This window comes from Streptomyces sp. NPDC001852 (assembly GCF_042891825.1).
Lineage (GTDB): Bacteria > Actinomycetota > Actinomycetes > Streptomycetales > Streptomycetaceae > Streptomyces.
The window spans coordinates 29,515-49,604 of record NZ_JBIATN010000009.1 but is presented as its reverse complement, the minus strand read 5'-3'; the positions used below and the strand labels follow the sequence as shown (position 1 = coordinate 49,604).

At 70.6% G+C, this 20,090-nt stretch carries 18 protein-coding genes; 13 read left to right on the top strand and 5 right to left on the bottom strand.

Annotated features, from left to right (window positions below; translation table 11 throughout):
- Positions 1–13 precede the first annotated feature (13 nt).
- From ACFYZB_RS17260 to ACFYZB_RS17250, 3 genes are all read right to left on the bottom strand, one after another.
- On the bottom strand, positions 14–1,168 hold the full coding sequence (locus ACFYZB_RS17260) for an acyltransferase (RefSeq protein WP_351218069.1): 1,155 nt from the start codon (positions 1,166–1,168) through the stop codon (positions 14–16).
- Between the two features lie 81 nt (positions 1,169–1,249).
- Complete coding sequence (locus ACFYZB_RS17255; protein ID WP_388759151.1) at positions 1,250–2,584, bottom strand: alpha-2,8-polysialyltransferase family protein; 1,335 nt, start codon at positions 2,582–2,584, stop codon at positions 1,250–1,252.
- Positions 2,581–3,558, bottom strand: coding sequence for a glycosyltransferase family 2 protein (locus ACFYZB_RS17250; RefSeq protein WP_351218079.1), 978 nt, complete (start codon positions 3,556–3,558; stop codon positions 2,581–2,583). Before ACFYZB_RS17250 ends, ACFYZB_RS17255 begins: the two co-directional genes overlap by 4 nt.
- Before the next feature lie 198 nt (positions 3,559–3,756).
- Between ACFYZB_RS17250 and ACFYZB_RS17245 the strand changes: the two genes are divergently transcribed.
- Genes ACFYZB_RS17245 through ACFYZB_RS17230 form a run of 4 tightly spaced genes read left to right on the top strand, consistent with a single transcriptional unit; the run spans position 3,757 to position 8,447 of the window.
- Positions 3,757–5,070, top strand: a complete 1,314-nt coding sequence (locus ACFYZB_RS17245) for a DUF6716 putative glycosyltransferase (protein WP_388759150.1) — start codon at positions 3,757–3,759, stop codon at positions 5,068–5,070.
- Positions 5,071–5,087: 17 nt separating this feature from the next.
- Entirely contained in the window at positions 5,088–6,317 is a 1,230-nt protein-coding gene (locus ACFYZB_RS17240) for a cytidylyltransferase domain-containing protein (RefSeq protein ID WP_388759148.1), read from the top strand.
- Positions 6,318–6,330: 13 nt separating this feature from the next.
- Entirely contained in the window at positions 6,331–7,269 is a 939-nt protein-coding gene (locus ACFYZB_RS17235; RefSeq protein ID WP_388759146.1) for an N-acetylneuraminate synthase family protein, read from the top strand.
- Between the two features lie 35 nt (positions 7,270–7,304).
- A complete protein-coding gene (locus ACFYZB_RS17230) occupies positions 7,305–8,447 on the top strand; it encodes a hypothetical protein (protein WP_388759144.1) in 1,143 nt (380 codons plus the stop codon).
- 17 nt (positions 8,448–8,464) lie between these two features.
- Here ACFYZB_RS17230 and ACFYZB_RS17225 read toward each other — a convergent pair whose 3' ends face one another.
- Positions 8,465–8,653 carry a DUF397 domain-containing protein gene (locus tag ACFYZB_RS17225; RefSeq protein WP_388759142.1) on the bottom strand — a complete coding sequence of 63 codons (189 nt, stop codon included), beginning with the start codon at positions 8,651–8,653 and terminating at the stop codon, positions 8,465–8,467.
- An 8-nt stretch (positions 8,654–8,661) separates the two neighbouring features.
- Entirely contained in the window at positions 8,662–9,513 is an 852-nt protein-coding gene (locus tag ACFYZB_RS17220) for a helix-turn-helix transcriptional regulator (protein ID WP_388759140.1), read from the bottom strand.
- A 185-nt stretch (positions 9,514–9,698) separates the two neighbouring features.
- Between ACFYZB_RS17220 and ACFYZB_RS17215 the strand changes: the two genes are divergently transcribed.
- The 9 genes from ACFYZB_RS17215 to ACFYZB_RS17175 all read left to right on the top strand — a co-directional run bounded on the left by ACFYZB_RS17215 (position 9,699) and on the right by ACFYZB_RS17175 (position 20,034).
- Complete coding sequence (locus ACFYZB_RS17215) at positions 9,699–10,109, top strand: ATP-binding protein (RefSeq protein ID WP_388759138.1); 411 nt, start codon at positions 9,699–9,701, stop codon at positions 10,107–10,109.
- Positions 10,110–10,241: 132 nt separating this feature from the next.
- Positions 10,242–11,201: a DUF1259 domain-containing protein gene (locus tag ACFYZB_RS17210; protein ID WP_388759136.1), complete on the top strand. Its 960-nt coding sequence runs from the start codon at positions 10,242–10,244 to the stop codon at positions 11,199–11,201.
- Positions 11,202–11,463: 262 nt separating this feature from the next.
- Complete coding sequence (locus ACFYZB_RS17205; protein ID WP_388759134.1) at positions 11,464–12,699, top strand: amidohydrolase; 1,236 nt, start codon at positions 11,464–11,466, stop codon at positions 12,697–12,699.
- Positions 12,700–13,042: 343 nt separating this feature from the next.
- Complete coding sequence (locus ACFYZB_RS17200; RefSeq protein ID WP_388759132.1) at positions 13,043–14,101, top strand: BMP family protein; 1,059 nt, start codon at positions 13,043–13,045, stop codon at positions 14,099–14,101.
- Positions 14,102–14,337: 236 nt separating this feature from the next.
- Complete coding sequence (locus ACFYZB_RS17195) at positions 14,338–15,864, top strand: ABC transporter ATP-binding protein (RefSeq protein WP_388759489.1); 1,527 nt, start codon at positions 14,338–14,340, stop codon at positions 15,862–15,864.
- The gene (locus tag ACFYZB_RS17190) at positions 15,861–16,988 is read left to right on the top strand and encodes an ABC transporter permease (protein ID WP_388759130.1); all 1,128 of its coding nucleotides are present in this window, start codon (positions 15,861–15,863) and stop codon (positions 16,986–16,988) included. The genes ACFYZB_RS17195 and ACFYZB_RS17190 overlap by 4 nt, the downstream gene beginning before the upstream one ends.
- A complete protein-coding gene (locus ACFYZB_RS17185) occupies positions 16,988–18,274 on the top strand; it encodes an ABC transporter permease (RefSeq protein ID WP_388759128.1) in 1,287 nt (428 codons plus the stop codon). Before ACFYZB_RS17190 ends, ACFYZB_RS17185 begins: the two co-directional genes overlap by 1 nt.
- Positions 18,271–18,675, top strand: coding sequence for a cytidine deaminase (locus ACFYZB_RS17180; RefSeq protein WP_388759126.1), 405 nt, complete (start codon positions 18,271–18,273; stop codon positions 18,673–18,675). Before ACFYZB_RS17185 ends, ACFYZB_RS17180 begins: the two co-directional genes overlap by 4 nt.
- A 75-nt stretch (positions 18,676–18,750) precedes the next feature.
- On the top strand, positions 18,751–20,034 hold the full coding sequence (locus tag ACFYZB_RS17175) for a thymidine phosphorylase (RefSeq protein WP_351209216.1): 1,284 nt from the start codon (positions 18,751–18,753) through the stop codon (positions 20,032–20,034).
- Positions 20,035–20,090 lie beyond the last annotated feature (56 nt).

Here is a 20,090-nt window from a genome sequence, read left to right as displayed (position 1 = left end):
CCGACAGCCCCGTTCAAAACCCAAGACCGGGTGAACGGCTGTCCAACTTCCGCACCTTCAGCGCCCTCTTCAACCGCGGGCCGAACGGCCTCTCCACGAACCGGTGGATCAGCCACGCCAGCCCCAGCATGCCGAGCACGGTCACGGCGAGCGTCGGCCACGCGGGCAGGCCGAGCCCCCGGTGCAGCACCCGGATGACGAACCAGCCGAGGTGCTCGTGGACCAGGTAGAACGGGTATGTCAGCGCGCCGGCCGTGACCAGCCAGGGCCAGGAGGCCCACCGCGTCCAGCCCAGCGCCACCACGGCGACGGCCGCGAAGGCGAGGGTGACGATCAGGATGACGACGTACGGATCGCGGTGCGGGTGCGGGCCCCACAGGCCGAGGGTGGCCTCCCGCTGCGCGAGCAGCCAGGACATCGCGACGATGCCCCACGCGAGCAGGTCGCTGCCGAAGCGGTGGATCAGGTACAGGGCCAGGCCGCCGGTGAAGAAGGGGGCGTACTCGGGCATGACCACCTGGTTCAGCAGCGCGTTGCCCGACGAGTGGCACAGCACGGCCGCCGACGTCCAGACGCAGGCGAACAGCACGACCCGGCGGTAGGTCACCCCGCGCAGGACGACGAGCAGGGCGAAGAGAACGTAGAAGCGCACCTCGACCCAGAGCGTCCAGCACACGCCCAGGACGCGGGTCGCGCCCATCGGCTGCTGGAGCATCGTCAGATTGACCAGGAACTCGTCCAGCCGGACCGCGTGGACCACGGCGGGCAGGGCGAGGGACGCCCCGGTGACCAGGACCAGGGCCACCCAGTAGGCGGGGTACAGGCGTGCGACGCGGGAACGGAAGAAGTCGCCGAGGGTGCGGCCCCAGCTGCTCATGCAGATCACGAAACCGCTGATGACGAAGAAGAACTGCACCCCGAAATTGCCGTACACGGCCGCCCGGGACAGGCCCGGGAAGAGGTGGCCCGGACTGCCGTGCCAGGAAGCGGCGACCGTGCCGCCGCGGCCGGTGTAGTGGTAGAGGCAGACCATCAGCGCGGCGACGAGCCGCAGGCCGTCCAGGGCGAGCAGACGGCTCCCGCGCCCGGCGGGCGGGACCGGGGCGGCAGCCGTCCCCGGTATCAGCGTGCCGGGGGCGGCGGTGACGCCGGTGGATGAAGCAGCCATGTGCGGTTCCCTTCCTGATTCGCTGGTACGGCCGGCTGCCGACGGCTCACCGGCCGCGTGCGGCCCGCTGCCCGGCCCGTGTCAACCGCGTGCGCCCCGGCGCAGACTGCGCGCCTTCTTCGCGACCCGGCGGACCGTCGCGTTGCGCGGGATGAACGCCAGCTGGGACGGAACCCCGCCGGGCAGCGCCAGCGAGGTCAGGCGCCGGCGCTTGAAGTAGCGCACCGTGTGGGCGTTCAGGTGCTTCGCGAGCCAGCCCTCGGCCTCGGTGCGCAGCCCCGGGTAGATCTTCGGCTGCATCGCGAAGCCCACCGCGCGGATCAGCGCGCCGAGCGCCGCCACGTCCATGCCGGGGCGCTGCTCGGTGACCGCGGCACGGTCGCCGAGGCCGGGCACCAGCGCGTCGACGATCGTCACCGGGACGCGGTTGCTGTTCTCGTACGGCGTCAGCTGTTCCAGCAGCACCTCGGTGCCGATGCGGGCGACCGGCAGGCCGTACAGGGCCTGGGCCGTGAGCAGGGCGGTGGAGAAGCAGCCGACGACCAGCGCCGGACGCATCCGCTGGTACAGCACCTCGGCGAGGACCGGGGTGTCGAGCACGGTCAGTTCGACCTCCAGCCGCTCCGCCTCCTGCTCCAGCAGGCGGGTGAAGCGGGCCGGGGCGGACGGGTGCGGCTTGAACACCACCTTGGTGTGCCCGAGCGCGGCCGCGCCCTTCAGCATCCGCACATGCAGGTTCTCCTCCTGCTCGGCGGTGAGGATCTCCAGCGCCGAGAGGTACTGTCCGAGCAGCAGCGCGGGCTCCTCGATCTCCGGCAACTCCGCGTCGGCCGGTGCGAGTTCGGCGAGGACCTTGGTGAAGGCGGCCGTCTGCACGAGCTCGCCGGGCACGTCGAACTCGGTGAGCAGCAGCGGCGTCAGGCCCGGCACCAGGTCCAGGTGCAGGACGCGGTCCACGCGGGTTCCGACCAGCGGGTCGATCTTGTTGCGGGTGGGGCCGTAGGACATCAGACCGTCGGCGTAGACGGTCACCGGGGCGCCGTTGAAGATCTGCGCGAGCGACAGGGACGGGTTGACCTGGATCGACTCCACGGCCAACTCGACGTCCTCGTCGCCCAGTTGCCACTCGTGGCGCAGGAAACGCTCCCAGAGGGGCATGTCGTCCACGCGCGGCGCCCAGCCGCCCGGATGGAACGGGAAGATCGTCTCGTTGTACGAGATCACGTCGTCGAAACGGTCGCGCAGCTTCTCGAAACCGGGTGCCTCCTCCAGGCCGGGCGTGGTCTCGGGGGCGGCCGCGTTGTTGCAGACCAGCAGGATCCGCCGGTCGGCCGGGCGGAAGCAGCCGGAGTCCAGGGCGGCGGCGAGCGTGGCCGTGCCGTAGAGCGTCGACGCCTGGAAGATCTGGGTGGTCACGCGGCAGCCCCCGCGGGGGCGGGACGGCGGCGCAGCCGGCGCAGCTTGGTGGCGCGCTGGAGGTCCATGGAGTCCAGCGCCTCGTCCAGTACGTCCTGCGGCATGCGCCGCAGGGCCGCGGCACTCATGGATTTCAGTTTCTTCGCCACCGCGGGCTCGAACCTTTCGATGGATCCCAGATGATGGGAAATGATGGCGCAATAGGTGCGGACGGCCTTCGGCAGCAACTGATCGGCGTCCCGGTCCTGAGCGGTTTCCGCAACGACCTGATCGAACGCCCGAATGAAATCGAGTTGTCGGACATCGCCGATCTGAGTGAGCGAGGAAGCGACCCCGCGCCGGTAGAACACCCCGAGCATGCTCACCGCGGCGAACGATTCCGCCTCGCGGTGCAGCTTCCAGATCCAGGGCCGGTCCTCGGCCGTGCGCAGTCCGTCGGTGAAGTGCAGCAGGCCCCGGTCCACCAGCCGGCGGTGGTAGACGCCCGCCCACGCGAACGCGTAGTCCACCGACGTGGACCGGTCGGCGGGCAGGATCGCCTCACGCGGGCTCAGCACCACGTTCCGCCGGCCCACGGGTACCCGGTTCACGGTGCGCGCCCGCGCGGTGCACTGCACATGGTCGGTGCGGATGAAGTCGCAGCCCAGTTCCTCCATGGCCGCGACCAGCTGGGCGAAGTAGCCGGGCGCCAGCCAGTCGTCGCCGTCCAGGAAGGTCAGGTACTCGCCGCGCGCCCGGTCGATACCGGTGTTGCGGGCGGTCGCCAGCCCCCCGTTCCGCTCGTGCCGGACCAGGACGGCGCCGGGCAGCTCGCGCTCCGCGCGCGCGAGAATCTCTGGTGTCCCGTCGCGCGAGCAGTCGTCGACGAGAATGAATTCGAAGTCCTCACGCGCGTTCGCCTTCAGGCTCCTGAGCGTGTCGGGCGCGTATTGCTGCACGTTGTAGAACGGCACGATGACGGAGAGCTTGACCACGGCTTGAACGTTAGGACGAAGCCCGTCATTCGTCTTGACGGTCCGCTTGATGCTGAGTGAACGGCACGTGGCGAAGCTGTGAACCGGGCCTTTTTCGCACGCCTTCACGACCCGATTCGCCATTCGGCGATGTGCTGTTAACCGTTTGTTGCATTCGGGTTGGGCGGAACCTCGGAATGGATTCCTAGCGTCTTCGGCGTGCCAGCAAGTGCTACGAAGTCCCTGCGGGTCGCCGTCCTCGCCGATTCCGACACCCGGTGGAAGTGGGGCGCGCTCACCGCGCAGCGCCTCGCCCCCGCGGACGCCGAGATCCGGCTCGACGGCTACCTCCTGCGGGGGCGGGCCACCCCGACGGCCCGTCAGCTGAAGGAGGTCGGCGTCCGGGCGGACTCCCTCCGCGAGGTCACCGGCGTCGAGTTCCTGCGTGCGATGACCGAGTCGTCCTACGACGTCCTCATCCTCGCGCTCGTCGGCGGCGGCGTCCAGGCCATGCTGCACGGGCTGCGCGCCGGCTGGGCGGGCACCGTCCGGCGTCCCGTCGTCGTCACCGGGTACGTCGGCGTCGTCTACGAGAAGCTCGCCGACGGCCTGCTGCTGCGGCACGGCGCCGACCTCGTCCTCGCCAACTCCCGCCATGACGCGGACCGGTTCCGGGCCGTGTACGAGGGCGTGGGCGCCGACGCCTCCTCCGTCACCGAGGTCGCCCTGCCCTTCCTCGGCGGGGCGCCGTACACCGGTGAACACGAGCCCTACACCGTGGTGTTCGCCGCCCAGCCGTCCGTCCCCGACAGCCGCAGGGACCGTACGTACCTGCTCAACCGGCTGATCGAGCACGCCCGCAGGCACCCCGAGCGCGAGGTGCTGCTGAAGCTGCGCTCCAAGCCGGGTGAACACACCACCCACATCGAGGAGTTGCCGTACCAGAAGCTGGCGCAGGGCAAGGGCCTGCCCGCCAACTTCTCCCTGGTGTACGGGCACATGGGCGAGGTGCTGGACCGCACCGACCTGCTGGTCACGGTCAGCTCCACGGCCGCCCTGGAGGCCCTGCACCGCCGTATCCCCACGGTGATCCTGACCGACCTGGGCGTGCGCGAGGTGCTCGGCAACCACCACTTCACCGGCTCCGGGTGCCTGGCCTCCTGGGACCAGCTCGACGCCGGACACCGGCCGGTGGCCGACGAGGAGTGGGTGTCCCGGCAGGGCGTGGCAGCCGACGGCACGTACCCCACGGCCTTCGACACGGCCCGCGAGCGCATCGCCAGGCTGCTCGACCGCCCCGGCGGCCTGCCGCCCCTGAACCCCTACTACACCCCCGAGACCGCGCCCGGCTATCTGCCCGGCATCCTCGCCCGGCACCACCTCGGCCCCGACGGCGTCCCGCTGCCCGGCGCGCCCGCCGCCGACAAGGAGCCGGGGCCGGTCCGCCAGATCGTGCGCCGCGCCGCTCGTGGCGCCTACCGCCACGGCGTGCAGCGGGTCGCTCCGGTGATCCGCCGGATGGGGGAGCTGTGACCTCTCAAGGAGATCGGATGTCCAACTCGGAAGCGGGACAGGGCGCGACGGTGCGCCGGGTGCTCGCGGTGATCCCCGCGCGCGGCGGCTCCAAGGGCGTGCCCGCGAAGAACCTCGCCCCCGTCGGCGGGGTCCCGCTGGTGGCCCGCGCGGTGCGCGAGTGCCGGGCGACCCGGCTGGTGACCGACGTGGTCGTCTCCACCGACGACCAGGCCATCGCCGCCGCCGCCCGGGAGGCCGGCGCAGAGGTCGTGCTGCGCCCGGCCGCCATCGCCGGGGACACGGCGACCTCCGAGGCCGCCGTCCTGCACGCCATGGACGCCCACGAGGCGCTGCACGGCGCGGCGGTCGACGCGGTCCTGCTCGTGCAGTGCACCAGCCCGTTCATCGTCCGCGAGGACATAGACGGGGTGGCCGGCGCGGTCGTCGAGAACGGCGCGGACACGGCCGTCACCGTGGCCCCCTTCCACGGCTTCGTCTGGCGGGAGGCCGACGCCGAGTCCGAGGGCGGCGCCGGGGTCAACCACGACAAGTCCTACCGCCCGCGCCGCCAGGACCGCCCCCAGGACTTCCTGGAGACCGGCGCCGCCTACGCGATGGACGCGGCCGGCTTCCGCAAGCACCAGCACCGCTTCTTCGGCCGCACGGAACTCGTCCGCACCGACCCCGCCCGGGTCCTGGAGATCGACGACCCGCACGACCTGGCGCGGGCGCGGGCGCTGGCCCCCCTCTTCGACGCGGACCGCCCCGGTTCGCTGCCGACCGCCGATGACATCGACGCGGTCGTACTGGACTTCGACGGCACCCAGACCGACGACCGGGTGCTGATCGACTCCGAAGGACGGGAGTTCGTCTCCGTGCACCGCGGTGACGGACTCGGCATCGCGGCCCTGCGCAGGAGCGGCCTGAAGATGCTGGTCCTGTCCACGGAACAGAACCCTGTGGTCGCCGCCCGCGCCCGGAAGCTGAAGCTTCCCGTGCTGCACGGCATCGACCGCAAGGACCTCGCGCTGAAGCAGTGGTGCGAGGAGCAGGGCATCGCGCCGGAGCGCGTGCTCTACGTCGGCAACGACGTCAACGACCTGCCGTGCTTCGCCCTCGTCGGCTGGCCCGTGGCGGTCGCGAGCGCCCACGACGTCGTACGCGGCGCCGCACGCGCGGTCACCACCGTGCCCGGCGGTGACGGCGCGATCCGAGAGATCGCCAGCTGGATCCTCGGCCCCTCTCTCGATTCCCTCCCCAAGTAAGGACATCCCCCTGATGAGCACCAACTCCCGTCTGCGTACGTTCGGTTCCCGCGAGGTCGGCCCCGGCAAGCCCGTCTACATCTGCGGCGAGATCGGCATCAACCACAACGGTGAGCTGGAGAACGCCTTCAAGCTGATCGACGTGGCCGCCGACGCCGGCTGCGACGCCGTCAAGTTCCAGAAGCGCACCCCTGAGATCTGCACCCCGCGCGACCAGTGGGACATCGAGCGCGACACCCCCTGGGGCCGGATGACCTACATCGACTACCGCCACCGCGTGGAGTTCGGTGAGGACGAGTACCGCCAGATCGACGAGTACTGCAAGGAGAAGGGGATCGACTGGTTCGCCTCCCCGTGGGACACCGAGGCCGTCGCCTTCCTGGAGAAGTTCGACGTCCCCGCCCACAAGGTGGCGAGCGCGTCCCTGACCGACGACGAGCTGCTGCGTGCGCTGCGCGCGACGGGCCGCTCGGTCATCCTCTCCACGGGCATGTCGACCCCGAAGCAGATCCGCCACGCGGTCGAGGTCCTCGGCTCGGACAACATCCTGATGTGCCACGCCACGTCGACGTACCCGGCGAAGGCCGAGGAGCTGAACCTCCGCGTGATCAACACGCTGGAGAAGGAGTACCCGAACGTTCCGATCGGCTACTCCGGCCACGAGACCGGCCTGCAGACCACCCTCGCCGCGGTCGCGCTCGGGGCGACCTTCGTCGAGCGTCACATCACCCTCGACCGCGCCATGTGGGGCTCCGACCAGGCCGCGTCGGTGGAGCCGCAGGGCCTCACGCGCCTGGTCCGCGACATCCGCACCATCGAGGCCTCCCTCGGTGACGGTGTCAAGAAGGTCTACGACTCCGAGCTCGGCCCGATGAAGAAGCTGCGCCGGGTCACCGGTGTCGTCGCCGAGGCGGAGATCGCGGCGGCGGCGGGCGAGCCGGTCTCGGTGTGAATCCAGGTCACTTACGACGGGACGGTCGTACGCCGATGAGCCCCCGCGCCGGTCACGCCGGCCACTCTCCCCGCACGCTCGCCTTCGTGGAGAGCCCGGTCCAGCTGCTGAACGTGCTGGAGTGGGCGCATCTGCACGGCCTGCGCGGCGCGGACCCGCTTCCGTCCGTGCCCGCGCAGGTGCGGCGGACGGTGGCCGGCGACCCGCCGCGGACCGGCGCGGACCTCACGGTCGTCGTCCTGTCCCCGACCGACCCCATGACCCGGGGCCAGCTGCGCCGCATGGCGGACCTGGCGCGGGACGAGGGGTACCGGGTGCGCTGGGAGGAGGCGCGGGGCGGACCGGCGGCCCCGTTCCAGACGGTCGGCGGCCTGGCGGGCTCGTTGCGGAGGGCCGACCGGATCGTCATGGGGGACCCGTTCTCCCGGTATGTGCAGTTGCTGTTGACGATCACCCGGGCGAAGGACCTGGTCGTGGTCGACGACGGCACGGCGACGATGGAGTTCGTCGCCCAGCTGGCCCGGGGCGAACGGCTGGTCCGCTGGCACCGCAAGGGCGGCCGCCCCGGCGCGAGGGATCTGCTGTTCGCCCCGGTGTCGTCCTCGGCCCGCCGCCGCCTGACCCCGAGCGCCCGCCGCCGGGTCGAGGTCTTCTCCTCCATGCCGGTGACGGAGACCCCTCAGGGCGTCACGGTCACCGCGAACGACTTCTCCTGGACCCGCGCCCGCTTCGGGCCGCCGCGCATCACCAAGGGCGCGGACATGGTGGGAACGTCCCTGGTGGAAACGGGAGTTGTGGACGGCGAGGCGTATCTCGAGGCCGTCCGTCACCTGTCCAAGACGCACGGTGCGACGCGCTACTTCGCCCACCGCAGGGAGAGCGCGGACAAACTCCACCGCCTGGCCGCCGAGACCGGCCTGGAGATAGTCCGCCCGGACCTCCCCCTGGAGGTGATCGCCCGCCGGGGTCCGATCGGCCGTACGATCCTCAGCTTCCCGTCGACGGTCGTCCACACCCTGCCGCTGGCGCTGACGGGCACGGGAGTTCGCGTGGCGGTCTTCGACATCGACCCGACGTGGCTGACCGAGAACGCCTCACCCCGGGCGCAGGGCTTCCTGGCGGGGGTGACGGGGACGGCGAAGGATGTGCACAGGCTGGCGGCGGTGGCACCGGCGTGACCGACCCGATCGGTCCCTCAGTCCTGCGTACGGATGGCCTGGATGAAGGAAGCGAAGGCGTCGGCGGGGATGGCGAGGGTGCCGGCGGCGGGGTCCTTGGAGTCGCGGATGGCTATGTGGGTGGGGCGGGGGGCGACCTCGACGCAGTTGTTGCCGTCGTTGCCGCCGGAGTAGGACGACTTCCGCCAGTTGTCGAGGGTGGGCATGGTGGGTCTCACAGCTCCTTGGCCAGACTGTGGATGAAGTCGCGCGAGCGGATGGGATCGAGCGACGCCGCTTCTACTCTACGAAAAAGTGTTCGCAGTACGCCGAGTTGAGCCTCGGAATCGATGAACCCGGTGCCCTGGAGGACATCGCGGCCGGCGGTGTCCAGCCTGGGAACGGCGCCTCCGGCCAGCATCATCGGGCTCCAGGCCCCGCCGAAGCCGTCCAGCTCGAACGTGATGACCCGCACTGTGATGTGATCGGCCTCGGACAGCTCCAGGACGTGGCTGAGCTGGGTTCGTGCGGTGGCGCGATCGTCGACCTTGATGCGGAGTGCGGCTTCGTGGACGATCGCCTCGTACGGGGTGGGGTCAGGCCCGTCCAGGACGACCTTGCGCTGCATGCGGTGCCGTACCCGCAGCTCCAGCTCTTCCTCCGGGAGTTCCGGAACCCTGGAGGAGAACGCCGCCCGAGCGTAGTCCTCCGTCTGGAGCAGACCCGGGATGAACAGGAACTCCACATCACGTCGGTACGTCGCGTGGTGCTCCAGCTCCGCCAGGTCGAGGAAGGGAGTCGGCAGCAGCTCGCGGTACTCCTCCCACCAGCCCCGGGTGCGGTCGGTCGCCATGGCCACCAGGGCGTCGATCAAGCCGTCGTCCGTGCATGAGTAGTTCGCGGCCATGCGGCGCAGCCGCTTTTCGCTGACCCCCGCGAGGCCGGACTCGATCTGGCTGATCTGTGGGGCAGTCACCCCGAGCAGCGCTGCCGCCTCCCGCGAGGCGAGGCCCGCCGCGTCGCGAAGCCTGCGAAGTTCGACCGCCAAGCGCAGCTGACGTGCCGTTGGTTCGATTCTCTTGGCCATCGACCGGTCCCCTCAACAAGCCTGCCGTTGCGACTCGTTAGGGGTCAGATTACGCGACCGGCTTGCAGGATCTAAATAATTCCCCCTACCGTCGGTGACGCACCGCACACGCAGCGGAAGTGCACCGCGTACGCGGCGTTGCCACCCTGCACGAAATCCCCTCACCTCGATGGAGTTGATGCCGCATGCCCGAAAACGAGCCCTGGGACTACACCCTCTACGTCCCCAACGACCTCAGAGCCGTCACCGTCTGCCGCCGCACCCTGCGCCTGATCCTCACCCTGCACGGACTGATCGCCCTCGTCGACACGGCGGAGCTGCTGGCGGCGGAGCTGGTCTCCAACGCCGTACGGCACACCAAGGGGCCGGCCGCGCTCAGGATCCGCCGAACCCCGGAGGGGGCGGTCTGGATCGGTGCGTGGGACACCGACCCGGCCCCGCCGGATCCCCCGCGGCCCCTGGAGCAGGTCGAGGAGCTGGAGGAGGGGAGGGGGCTGGGGCTGGTGAAGGCGTGCGCGGACCACTGGGGGTGGCGGCCGACGGCGCGGTTCGGGGACCGGGGGAAGTACGTGTGGTGTGAGCTGGGGGCGGCGTGACCGCCCCGTGGCAAACGCCGTACCCCGGTCCCGCGACCAGGCGAAACTCGGTCGTGCCGCCCACAGCCGGGTGCCGTGAGGCGCTATTCCGGTCTGGTCCGAAGGACCGGTCGAAGAGCAAGGGGGCGGCACATGAAGCCGAACCGCAGGACGCTCCGGGCGTCCCGGCGCGGGTTTCTCGTGGCGGGCGGCGCACTCGCGGCCACGCTGGGTGAGGCGCCCGTGGCGCACACCCTCGCCGAGCTCCGGGACACGCCCCAGTACCCCCTGGTCACACGTCCGGCGGACTGGCGGCCCGTGGCCGACGAACTGGGCGGGGTGGGCGATCTGGGCGCGGACGGCATCGTGTACCGCATGACGTTTCCCCGCTACGACCTGAACCTGTCCGCGCACGGGGTCGGCGGTCTGGTGGAGGCGTCGTACGCGGCGTTCGCCCGTTACCCGGACGGCCGCACGATGCTCATGGGCGACGTGGTCGCCACCGAGGGCGAACTGCAGCGGGTCACCGATGCCCTCCAGGCCCACAACCTGGAACAGACCGCGATCCACAAGCACCTTCCCGCCCATCGGCCCCCGCTCTGGTGGACGCATGTGCACGGGGTCTCCGCGGACCCGGTGTCCCTGGCCCGCGCCATGCGCGCCGGCCTGGACGCCACCGCCACCCCCGGGCCCCGGGAGCCCGACACGGCACCGCCGGCGGGCCTCGACACCGCCGCCATCGACGCCGCACTCGGCGCGCGGGGCAGGAGCGAGGACGGCTACCGGTTTTCCTTTGCCCGCAAGGAGACCGTCAGTGACGACGGCCGTGTGGTGCCGGCCGCCATGGGCGTGACGACCGCCGTCACCTTCTTCTCCCTGGGGGGCGGGCGTGCCGCCGTGACCGGGGACTTCGTCATGATCGCCGACGAGGTCCAGCGGGTCATCAAGGTCCTGCGTCACGGCGGGATCAGCGTCGTCGAGCTGCACAATCACTTCCTGGACGACCATCCCCGCCTCTTCTACCTGCACTTCTGGGCCGTCGGCGAGGCCGTGCCCCTGGCCCGCACCCTCCGGGCCGCCAAAGCGGCCACGAACCTCGCCGCCGGCGCCTGACCGGCCCGGCCGTCGTCAGTGCCGGTCACGTGTGCGGACCCCGGCGGGACGCGGGTCGCGCCGTAGTCCGGTTCGTGGACATCGCGAGCGTGACTGTAGCGAGGCATGGTATCCGTGGAAGGAGAAAGAAGGGTTCTACCCATCACAGTCCGCCGCCATGCGTCCGCCGGTCAGATTTTCTTCCCCTAACGGGCTGAAGTTTTGTTGATCGAGGGGTAGTTGACCAGCCGGGCGTCCTACCCTTCAGAGGGTGAAGCAATTGATGTCCCTAGAGTCCGAGGCCGGCCTCGCGGGGGATGTGCTCCCCGGCGCGCTGAGCGAAGCCCTGCACGCCGAACTCGTCGCCTTCCGTCGCGACTTGCACATGCACCCTGAGCTGGGCAATCAGGAGTTCCGTACGACCGCGGCGATCAAGGAGCGGCTGGAGCTGGCCGGGCTTCGGCCCCGGGTGCTCGCCAAGGGGACCGGACTCGTGTGTGACATCGGCCTCGCGGAGGGTGAACGGCCGGCCATGCCGCTGCTGGCCCTGCGCGCGGACATCGACGCCCTGCCCATCCCGGACACCAAGAACGACTGCCCGTACCGGTCGACCGTGCCCGATCGGGCGCATGCCTGCGGCCATGACGTGCATACGACCGTCGTGCTGGGAACGGGCCTGGTCCTCGCCGACCTGCACACCAAGGGCCTGCTGCCCCGGCCGGTGCGGCTGATCTTCCAGCCCGCCGAGGAGGTGCTGCCCGGCGGCGCGCTGGACGCCATCGAGGACGGCGCGCTGAAGGGAGTCGAGCGGATCCTCGCCGTGCACTGCGACCCCCGCGTCGACGCCGGGAAGATCGGGCTGCGGCACGGCGCGATCACCAGCGCCTGCGACCGGCTGGACATCGCCCTGGACGGGCCCGGCGGGCACACCGCCCGGCCGCATCTGACCACGGACCTGGTCACCGCCGCCGCGCGCGTCGCCGTGGACGTGCCCGCGCTGATCGCCCGCCGCGTCGACACCCGGGCCGGGCTGGCGCTGACCTGGGGCCGGATCGAGACGGGGCACGCCCCGAACGTGATCCCGCAGCACGCCGAGCTGTCCGGGACCGTGCGCTGCCTGGACCTGGATGCCTGGCGGCAGGCCCCCGACATCGTGCACGCGGCCATCGACGAGGTCGCCACCCTGCACCGCGCCAAGTCCGAGATCACCTACGTGCGCGGGGTGCCGCCCGTCGTCAACGACCGGGAGTCCACCGATCTGCTGCGCCGGGCGATGGCGGCGCGCCGCGGCCGGGACTCCGTCGAGAGTACCGAGCAGAGCCTCGGCGGCGAGGACTTCTCCTGGTACCAGGAGCACGTCCCGGGCGCCATGGCCCGGCTCGGTGTCCGCCGTCCCGGCGAGCGCACCGTACGCGATCTCCACCAGGGCGACTTCGACGCCGACGAGCACGCGATCACGGTCGGCGTGGAGATGTTCACGGCGGCCGCCTTCCTGGAGCCGAACGGCGTACAGGGCTGAGCGTGCGGGCCCTCGGGGCGCCCTTCGAGGCGTGATCCCGGGGGCTTGGGGCCCCCTTCGGGGCGTGCGACCGGCGCATCGGGGGCCGTTCCCCTGACCGGCGCAACACACTCGTAAGCCATTCGTGCACGCTGTGCAACACGGCCGTGCAAGCCCCCGAGATCCAAGTTCAGATGCTGTTTGCCTCGAATCGATAACGGCTTCGAGAGGGGGTTTTTTGCGACATCTACGCGCGTTACGATGCCGCGAAGCCGACGCCGCCGGAGCGTTTCGGCTCGAGCACTGGCAAGGTGCTCACATCAAGCGCCGAATCGGCGCTCAGGTCAGGTGAAGGAGCCTTCCCGTGCGCCGGGTAGCCAAGCTTTCCGCTGCGTGTGCCGCCACCGCAGCCCTCGCACTGACTGCCACCGCGTGTGGCAGCACGTCCTCCGACAACAACGCCAGCCCCTCGTCCTCGGGCGGCGCCAAGGGCGGCATCAAGATCGGCCTCGCCTACGACGTCGGCGGCCGTGGTGACCGTTCCTTCAACGACTCCGCCGCGCGCGGTTCCGACAAGGCCGCGAAGGAGTTCGGCGGTTCCATCAAGGAGCTGACCGCCAAGACCTCCGACACCGAGGCCGACCGCGAGCAGCGGCTGTCGGACCTGGCGCAGGCGGGGTACAACCCGATCGTCGCCGTCGGTTTCTCCTACGCGCCGGCCGTGACCAAGATCGCCAAGCAGTTCCCGAAGACCAACTTCGGCATCGTCGACTCGGTCGTGAACGCGAGCAACGTCGACAGCATCACGTTCACCGAGGAGCAGGGCTCCTACCTGGCCGGTGTCGCCGCGGCACTGAAGACCAAGAAGGACCACGTCGGCTTCATCGGCGGTGTCGACGTCCCGCTGATCAAGAAGTTCGAGGCGGGTTACGTCCAGGGTGTGCACGACACCAACCCGAAGATCAAGGTCGACACCCAGTACCTGAGCCACGGCTCGGACTTCTCCGGCTTCGCCAGCCCCGACAAGGGCAAGGCGGCCGCGCAGGGCATGCTGGACAACGGCGCCGACGTGATCTACTCGGCGGCCGGCTCCTCCGGCAACGGTGCCATCGAGGCCGTCAGCGGCACCAAGGGTGCCTGGGCCATCGGCGTGGACTCGGACCAGTACAACATCCCGGGTCTGGCCAAGTACAAGAACTCGATCCTGACCTCCATGGTCAAGAACGTCGACGTCGGTGTGTACGACTTCATCAAGTCCGTGCACGACGGCAAGCCGCTGGCCGGCCTCAACGCCTACTCCCTCGCCAAGAACGGTGTCTCGCTGGCCACCAGCGGTGGCTTCATCAACGACATCCAGCCCAAGCTGGACGCCGCGAAGCAGAAGATCGTCTCCGGCCAGATCAAGGTCAAGACCACCCCGTGACCCGTCCGGTACGGCCGGACCGCCGATGCGGCGGTCCGGCCGCACCGCGGAACCTGAGGCTCGGCGCGGGGGCGCCCTCCGGAGCCCCCCGCCGAGCCATAACAATGTGTCAACTCTACGCGTGTAGCGTGGAGTTGCCGCGCTAGCGTCGCCGACGCCCAAGCCCTCCCCTACGCAGCCCCTTTCCCCGAGGAGAGTGCGCCATCAACGCGTCCAGCCCTCCCGCTGCCGTCGAACTGCGCGGCATCACCAAGCGTTTCCCCGGCGTCGTCGCCAACCGCGACATCGACATCACGGTCCGTGCGGGCACCGTCCACGCCCTGTGCGGTGAGAACGGCGCCGGCAAGTCCACCCTGATGAAGATCCTCTACGGCATGCAGCAGCCGGACGAGGGCACCATCACGGTCAACGGCGAGCAGGTCACCTTCCACAACCCCGGCGACGCCATCGCCCGCGGCATCGGCATGGTGCACCAGCACTTCATGCTCGCCGACAACCTCACCGTGCTGGAGAACGTCGTCCTCGGCGCCGAGAAGCTGTACGGCATCGGCGGCAAGGCCCGGGCCAGGATCAAGGAGATCTCGGACGCCTACAGCCTGAACGTCCGCCCGGACGTGCTGGTCGAGGAGCTGGGCGTCGCCGACCGCCAGCGCGTGGAGATCCTCAAGGTCCTCTACCGCGGCGCCAAGACCCTCATCCTGGACGAGCCGACGGCCGTACTCGTGCCGCAGGAGGTCGAAGCGCTCTTCGACAACCTGCGCGAGCTGAAGTCCGAGGGCCTCACCGTCATCTTCATCTCCCACAAGCTGGGCGAGGTGCTGTCGGTCGCCGACGAGATCACCGTCATCCGGCGCGGCACGACGGTGGGCACGGTCTCACCCGAGGGCACCACCCCCAAGCAGCTCGCCGAGCTGATGGTCGGTGCCGAGCTGCCCACCCCGGAGACCGCGGAGTCCACCGTCACGGACGTACCGATGCTGAAGGTGGAGGGGCTGCACCTCGCGCAGACCGACCTCGAGGGCATCGAGCGGATCATCCTGGACCAGATCTCCTTCACCATCCACAAGGGCGAGGTCCTGGGCATCGCCGGAGTGGAGGGCAACGGCCAGTCCGAACTGGTCGAGGCGATCATGGGCATGCGCCACCCGGACGCCGGTGTCGTCACCCTCGACGGCACCGACATCTCCCGCACCCCCACCCGCGACCGCCGCGAGGCCGGCATCGGCTACATCCCCGAGGACCGCCACCGCCACGGCCTGCTGCTGGAAGCCCCGCTGTGGGAGAACCGCATCCTCGGCCACGTCACCGAGAAGCCCAACTCCCGCGGCCAGCTGCTCGACATCAAGGCCGCCCGCACCGACACCGAGCGGATCGTGCAGGCGTACGACGTCCGCACCCCCGGTATCGACGTCACCGCGGCCTCGCTGTCCGGCGGCAACCAGCAGAAGCTGATCGTCGGCCGGGAGATGAGCCACAACCCCAAGCTGCTCATCGCCGCCCACCCCACCCGCGGTGTGGACGTCGGCGCGCAGGCCGCGATCTGGGACTACATCCGTGAGGCCCGCCGCGAGGGCCTGGCCGTGCTGCTGATCTCCGCGGACCTGGACGAGCTGATCGGGCTCTCCGACACCCTGCGGGTGATGTACCGCGGCCGCCTGGTCGCCGACGCCGACCCCGCCACCATCACCCCCGAAGAGCTGGGCTCCGCCATGACGGGTGCGGCCACCGGCCACCTGGAGCACACAGAGGACGACGAGCGATGAACAAGCTGACCTCACGGATCGACAAGGAGCGGCTGCTCCTCGGCATCGCCGCGCCGGTGCTGGCGGTCGTCGCCGCGCTCGTCGTCACCGCCCTGGTGATCCTCGCGACCGGCAAGAACCCCGGCGACGCCTTCAGCGACATGGTGACCTACGGCTTCGCCAGCGACAGCCAGGTCTACATCCTGAACAAGGCGACGACGTACTACCTCGCGGGTGTCTCCGTCGCCATCGGCTTCCGGATGAACCTGTTCAACATCGGTGTCGACGGCCAGTACCGGCTCGCCGCGTTCTTCGCCGCCGTCCTCGGCGGCGCGCTGACCGTGCCCGGCTGGATCGCCATCCCGCTGATCCTGATCTGCGCGATGGCGACCGGTGCCCTGTGGGCGGCCATCGCGGGCATCCTCAAGGTGACCCGGGGCGTCAGCGAGGTCATCTCGACCATCATGCTGAACTCGATCGCCACCGCGATCATCGCCTACCTGCTGCAGCCGGGGAAGCTGGCCCAGCTCGAACAGGGCGGCACCGTCGTCTCCACCAAGCCACTGCCGTCGTCCTCGTACTTCTTCAGCATCAACACCGGCCCGGCCGGTGAGCTGTGGGGCTTCATCTTCATCGCCGCGGCCGTCGGCGTCGCGTACTGGTTCGTGCTCGGCCGCACCCGCTTCGGCTTCGACCTGCGCACCGTCGGCCAGTCCGAGAGCGCGGCCTCCGCGAGCGGTGTGTCGGTGAAGAAGATGATCGCCACCAGCATGATCATCTCGGGTGCGGTGGCCGGTCTGATCGGCATGCCGACGCTGCTCAACGACTCCTACGCCTACAGCAACGACTTCCCGGTCGGCATCGGCTTCACCGGTATCGCCATCGCGCTGCTCGGCCGCAACCACCCGATCGGCATCGCGCTCGGCGCCCTGCTCTGGGGCTTCCTGGAGCGCACCACCAACCACCTGGAGTTCCAGGGCTACGACAAGGAGATCCTCGGCGTCATCCAGGGCGTCATCGTCCTGTGCGTCGTGATCGCCTACGAGGTCGTCCGCCGCTACGGCCTCAAGCGCCAGCAGCAGAAGGTCGGCGCCGAACTCGCCGCGCAGGCCGCCGCCCCGACGAAGAAGCAGGAGGTGGCGTGATGACTGCCACGATGACCGACGCGCCGCCGCCCGCGGCGCCCAAGGCGGCGGGCGCGCCGCAGCGCTCCGGCCGCTCCTTCGGCCAGATCCTCCTGCTCGTCGCGGGTGCGCTGCTGCTCCTGGCCGCGGTCCGCGTGATCACCGGCTCCAACCAGCTCGACTCCGCCGGGCAGGTCAGCGCCGCGCTCGGCCTCGCCGTGCCGATCGGCCTCGCAGGCCTCGCGGGTCTGTGGTCCGAGCGGTCCGGTGTGGTCAACATCGGCCTCGAGGGCATGATGATCCTCGGCACCTTCGGCGCCGGCTGGGTCGGCTGGCAGTCCAGCCCCTGGCTGGGCCTGCTGTGCGGCATCGGCTTCGGCGTCCTCGGCGGCCTGCTGCACGCCGTCGCCACCGTCACCTTCGGCGTCGACCACATCGTCTCCGGTGTCGCGATCAACCTGCTCGCGCTGGGTGCCACCCAGTACCTCGCCAAGCTGTTCTTCGCGGGCGGCAGCGCGGCCAACGCGGGCGGCAACCCCAAGCAGTCCCCGCCGGTGGACTCGCTGCCGCAGGTCACCGTGCCCGGCCTCTCCGACGGTCTGCAGTCGCTGGAGAGCCACCACTGGTTCCTGATCTCCGACCTCGCCGGCATCCTCGGCGGTCTGATCACCAACCTGTCCGTGATCACGATCCTGGCCGCGGTGCTGTTCGTCGGCAGCTGGTGGCTGCTGTGGCGCACCCCGTTCGGTCTGCGGCTGCGCTCCTGCGGCGAGAACCCGACCGCCGCCGAGTCCCTCGGTGTCAACGTCTACAAGTACAAGTACGCGGCCGTGGCCGTCTCCGGTGGCCTCGCCGGCCTCGGCGGCGCCTTCCTCGCGCTGGTCACCTCGCACACCTACCTCGAGGGCCAGACCGGTGGCCGCGGTTACATCGGCCTCGCGGCCATGATCTTCGGCAACTGGCGTCCGGGCGGCCTCGCGATGGGCGCGGGCCTGTTCGGCTACTCCGACGCCCTCCAGCTGCGCAACGGCGGCCCGACCGTCCACGCGCTGCTGCTCCTGCTGGTCGTCCTGCTCGTCGCCCTGGCAGGCTGGAAGCTGTACCGCAAGGCCCTGTGGCAGGGCGGGGTCAGCCTCCTGGTGGGCGCGCTGGTCCTGCTCTGGTACCTGGTCACCGACGAGGTCCCGAGCGACTTCGTGGGCGCCACGCCGTACGTCGTCACCCTGCTGGTGCTGTCGCTGTCGGCGCAGCGCCTGCGGATGCCGAAGGCCGACGGCATGCGCTACCGGAAGGGTCAGGGCAAGTGACCGAGGAAACCGCCGGGTTCGACTGGGAGGCGCTGCGAGAGGTGGCGCGCGAGGCGATGAGCCACGCGTACGCCCCCTACTCCGGCTTCCCGGTCGGCGTGGCGGCCCGGGTCGACGACGGCCGCACGGTCACCGGCTGCAACGTGGAGAACGCCTCCTACGGCATCGGCCTGTGCGCCGAGTGCGGCCTGGTGTCCGACCTGCAGCGCACGGGCGGCGGCCGCCTGACGCACTTCACCTGCGTCGACGGCACCGGCGGCCTGCTGGTCCCGTGCGGCCGCTGCCGCCAGCTGCTGTACGAGTTCGGCGGCCCGGACCTCCTCCTGGACACCCCCGCGGGCGTCCTGACGCTGTCCGAGATGCTGCCCCAGGCCTTCGGCCCCGGGCATCTCTCCTCGTAAGTCCCGTGCGGCCCCCCTGCCCCGCTCGCAGGGGGGCCGCACACTTCGCACCTCCCGGAAGGAACCACACCCGCCATGGCCATGGACGCCATCTCCGTGATCCGCACCAAGCGGGACCGCGGCGAGCTGACCGACGAGCAGATCGACTGGGTCATCGACGCGTACACCCGCGGCGAGGTCGCCGACGAGCAGATGTCCGCGCTCGCCATGGCGATCCTGCTCAACGGCATGAACCGCCGTGAGATCGCCCGCTGGACGGCGGCCATGATCGCCTCCGGCGAGCGCATGGACTTCTCGGCCCTGTCCCGCCCGACGGCCGACAAGCACTCGACCGGCGGCGTCGGCGACAAGATCACCCTGCCGCTGGCCCCGCTCGTGGCCGCGTGCGGAGCAGCCGTCCCCCAGCTCTCGGGCCGGGGCCTCGGCCACACCGGCGGCACGCTGGACAAGCTGGAGTCGATCCCCGGCTGGCGGGCCCTGCTCTCCAACGAGGAGATGCTGCACGTCCTGGACACCACGGGTGCGGTGATCTGCGCGGCGGGCGACGGCCTGGCCCCGGCGGACAAGAAGCTGTACGCGCTGCGCGACGTGACCGGCACGGTCGAGGCGATCCCGCTGATCGCCTCCTCCATCATGTCGAAGAAGATCGCCGAGGGCACGGGCTCGCTGGTCCTGGACGTGAAGGTGGGCAGCGGTGCCTTCATGAAGACGCTCGACGACGCCCGCGAACTGGCGACCACGATGGTCGGCCTGGGCACCGACCACGGTGTGAAGACGGTGGCCCTCCTGACGGACATGTCGACTCCGCTGGGCCTGACGGCGGGCAACGCGCTGGAGGTCCGCGAGTCGGTGGAGGTCCTGGCGGGCGGCGGCCCGGCGGACGTGGTCGAGCTGACCATCGCCCTGGCCCGCGAGATGCTCGACGCGGCCGGCGTCAAGGACGCCGACCCGGCGAAGGCCCTGGCCGACGGCTCCGCGATGGACGTCTGGCGCCGCATGATCGCGGCCCAGGGCGGCGACCCGGACGCGGCGCTGCCCACCTCGAAGGAACAGCACGTGATCAAGGCGCCGTCCTCCGGTGTCCTCACCCGCCTCGACGCGTACGACATCGGCGTCGCCGCCTGGCGCCTGGGCGCGGGGCGTGCGCGCAAGGAGGACCCGGTGCAGGCGGGCGCGGGCGTCGAGATGCACGCCAAGCCGGGCGACACGGTGACCGAGGGCCAGCCGCTGCTGACGCTGCACACCGACACCCCGGAGCGCTTCGAGTACGCGCTGCAGGCGGTGGAGGGCTCGTACGACATCGCGGCGGCGGGTACCGACTTCACGCCGTCGCCGGTGGTGCTGGAACGCATCGCCTGACCTGCGCCCGCGGCCGGAGGCCGCCGACGCGACGGCCCCTTCGGGTGAACGGGACC

Bases quoted from the DNA above. Each gene is read 5' to 3' on its own strand.
- ACFYZB_RS17215 (WP_388759138.1), top strand. From the start codon at position 9,699: ATGCCCGAAAACGAGCCCTGGGACTACACCCTCTACGTCCCCAACGAC.
- ACFYZB_RS17230 (WP_388759144.1), top strand. From the start codon at position 7,305: ATGAGCCCCCGCGCCGGTCACGCCGGCCACTCTCCCCGCACGCTCGCC.
- ACFYZB_RS17225 (WP_388759142.1), bottom strand. From the start codon at position 8,653: ATGCCCACCCTCGACAACTGGCGGAAGTCGTCCTACTCCGGCGGCAAC.
- ACFYZB_RS17190 (WP_388759130.1), top strand. From the start codon at position 15,861: ATGAACAAGCTGACCTCACGGATCGACAAGGAGCGGCTGCTCCTCGGC.
- ACFYZB_RS17205 (WP_388759134.1), top strand. From the start codon at position 11,464: ATGTCCCTAGAGTCCGAGGCCGGCCTCGCGGGGGATGTGCTCCCCGGC.
- ACFYZB_RS17240 (WP_388759148.1), top strand. From the start codon at position 5,088: ATGTCCAACTCGGAAGCGGGACAGGGCGCGACGGTGCGCCGGGTGCTC.
- ACFYZB_RS17220 (WP_388759140.1), bottom strand. From the start codon at position 9,513: ATGGCCAAGAGAATCGAACCAACGGCACGTCAGCTGCGCTTGGCGGTC.
- ACFYZB_RS17260 (WP_351218069.1), bottom strand. From the start codon at position 1,168: ATGGCTGCTTCATCCACCGGCGTCACCGCCGCCCCCGGCACGCTGATA.
- ACFYZB_RS17235 (WP_388759146.1), top strand. From the start codon at position 6,331: ATGAGCACCAACTCCCGTCTGCGTACGTTCGGTTCCCGCGAGGTCGGC.
- ACFYZB_RS17175 (WP_351209216.1), top strand. From the start codon at position 18,751: ATGGCCATGGACGCCATCTCCGTGATCCGCACCAAGCGGGACCGCGGC.
- ACFYZB_RS17185 (WP_388759128.1), top strand. From the start codon at position 16,988: ATGACTGCCACGATGACCGACGCGCCGCCGCCCGCGGCGCCCAAGGCG.
- ACFYZB_RS17210 (WP_388759136.1), top strand. From the start codon at position 10,242: ATGAAGCCGAACCGCAGGACGCTCCGGGCGTCCCGGCGCGGGTTTCTC.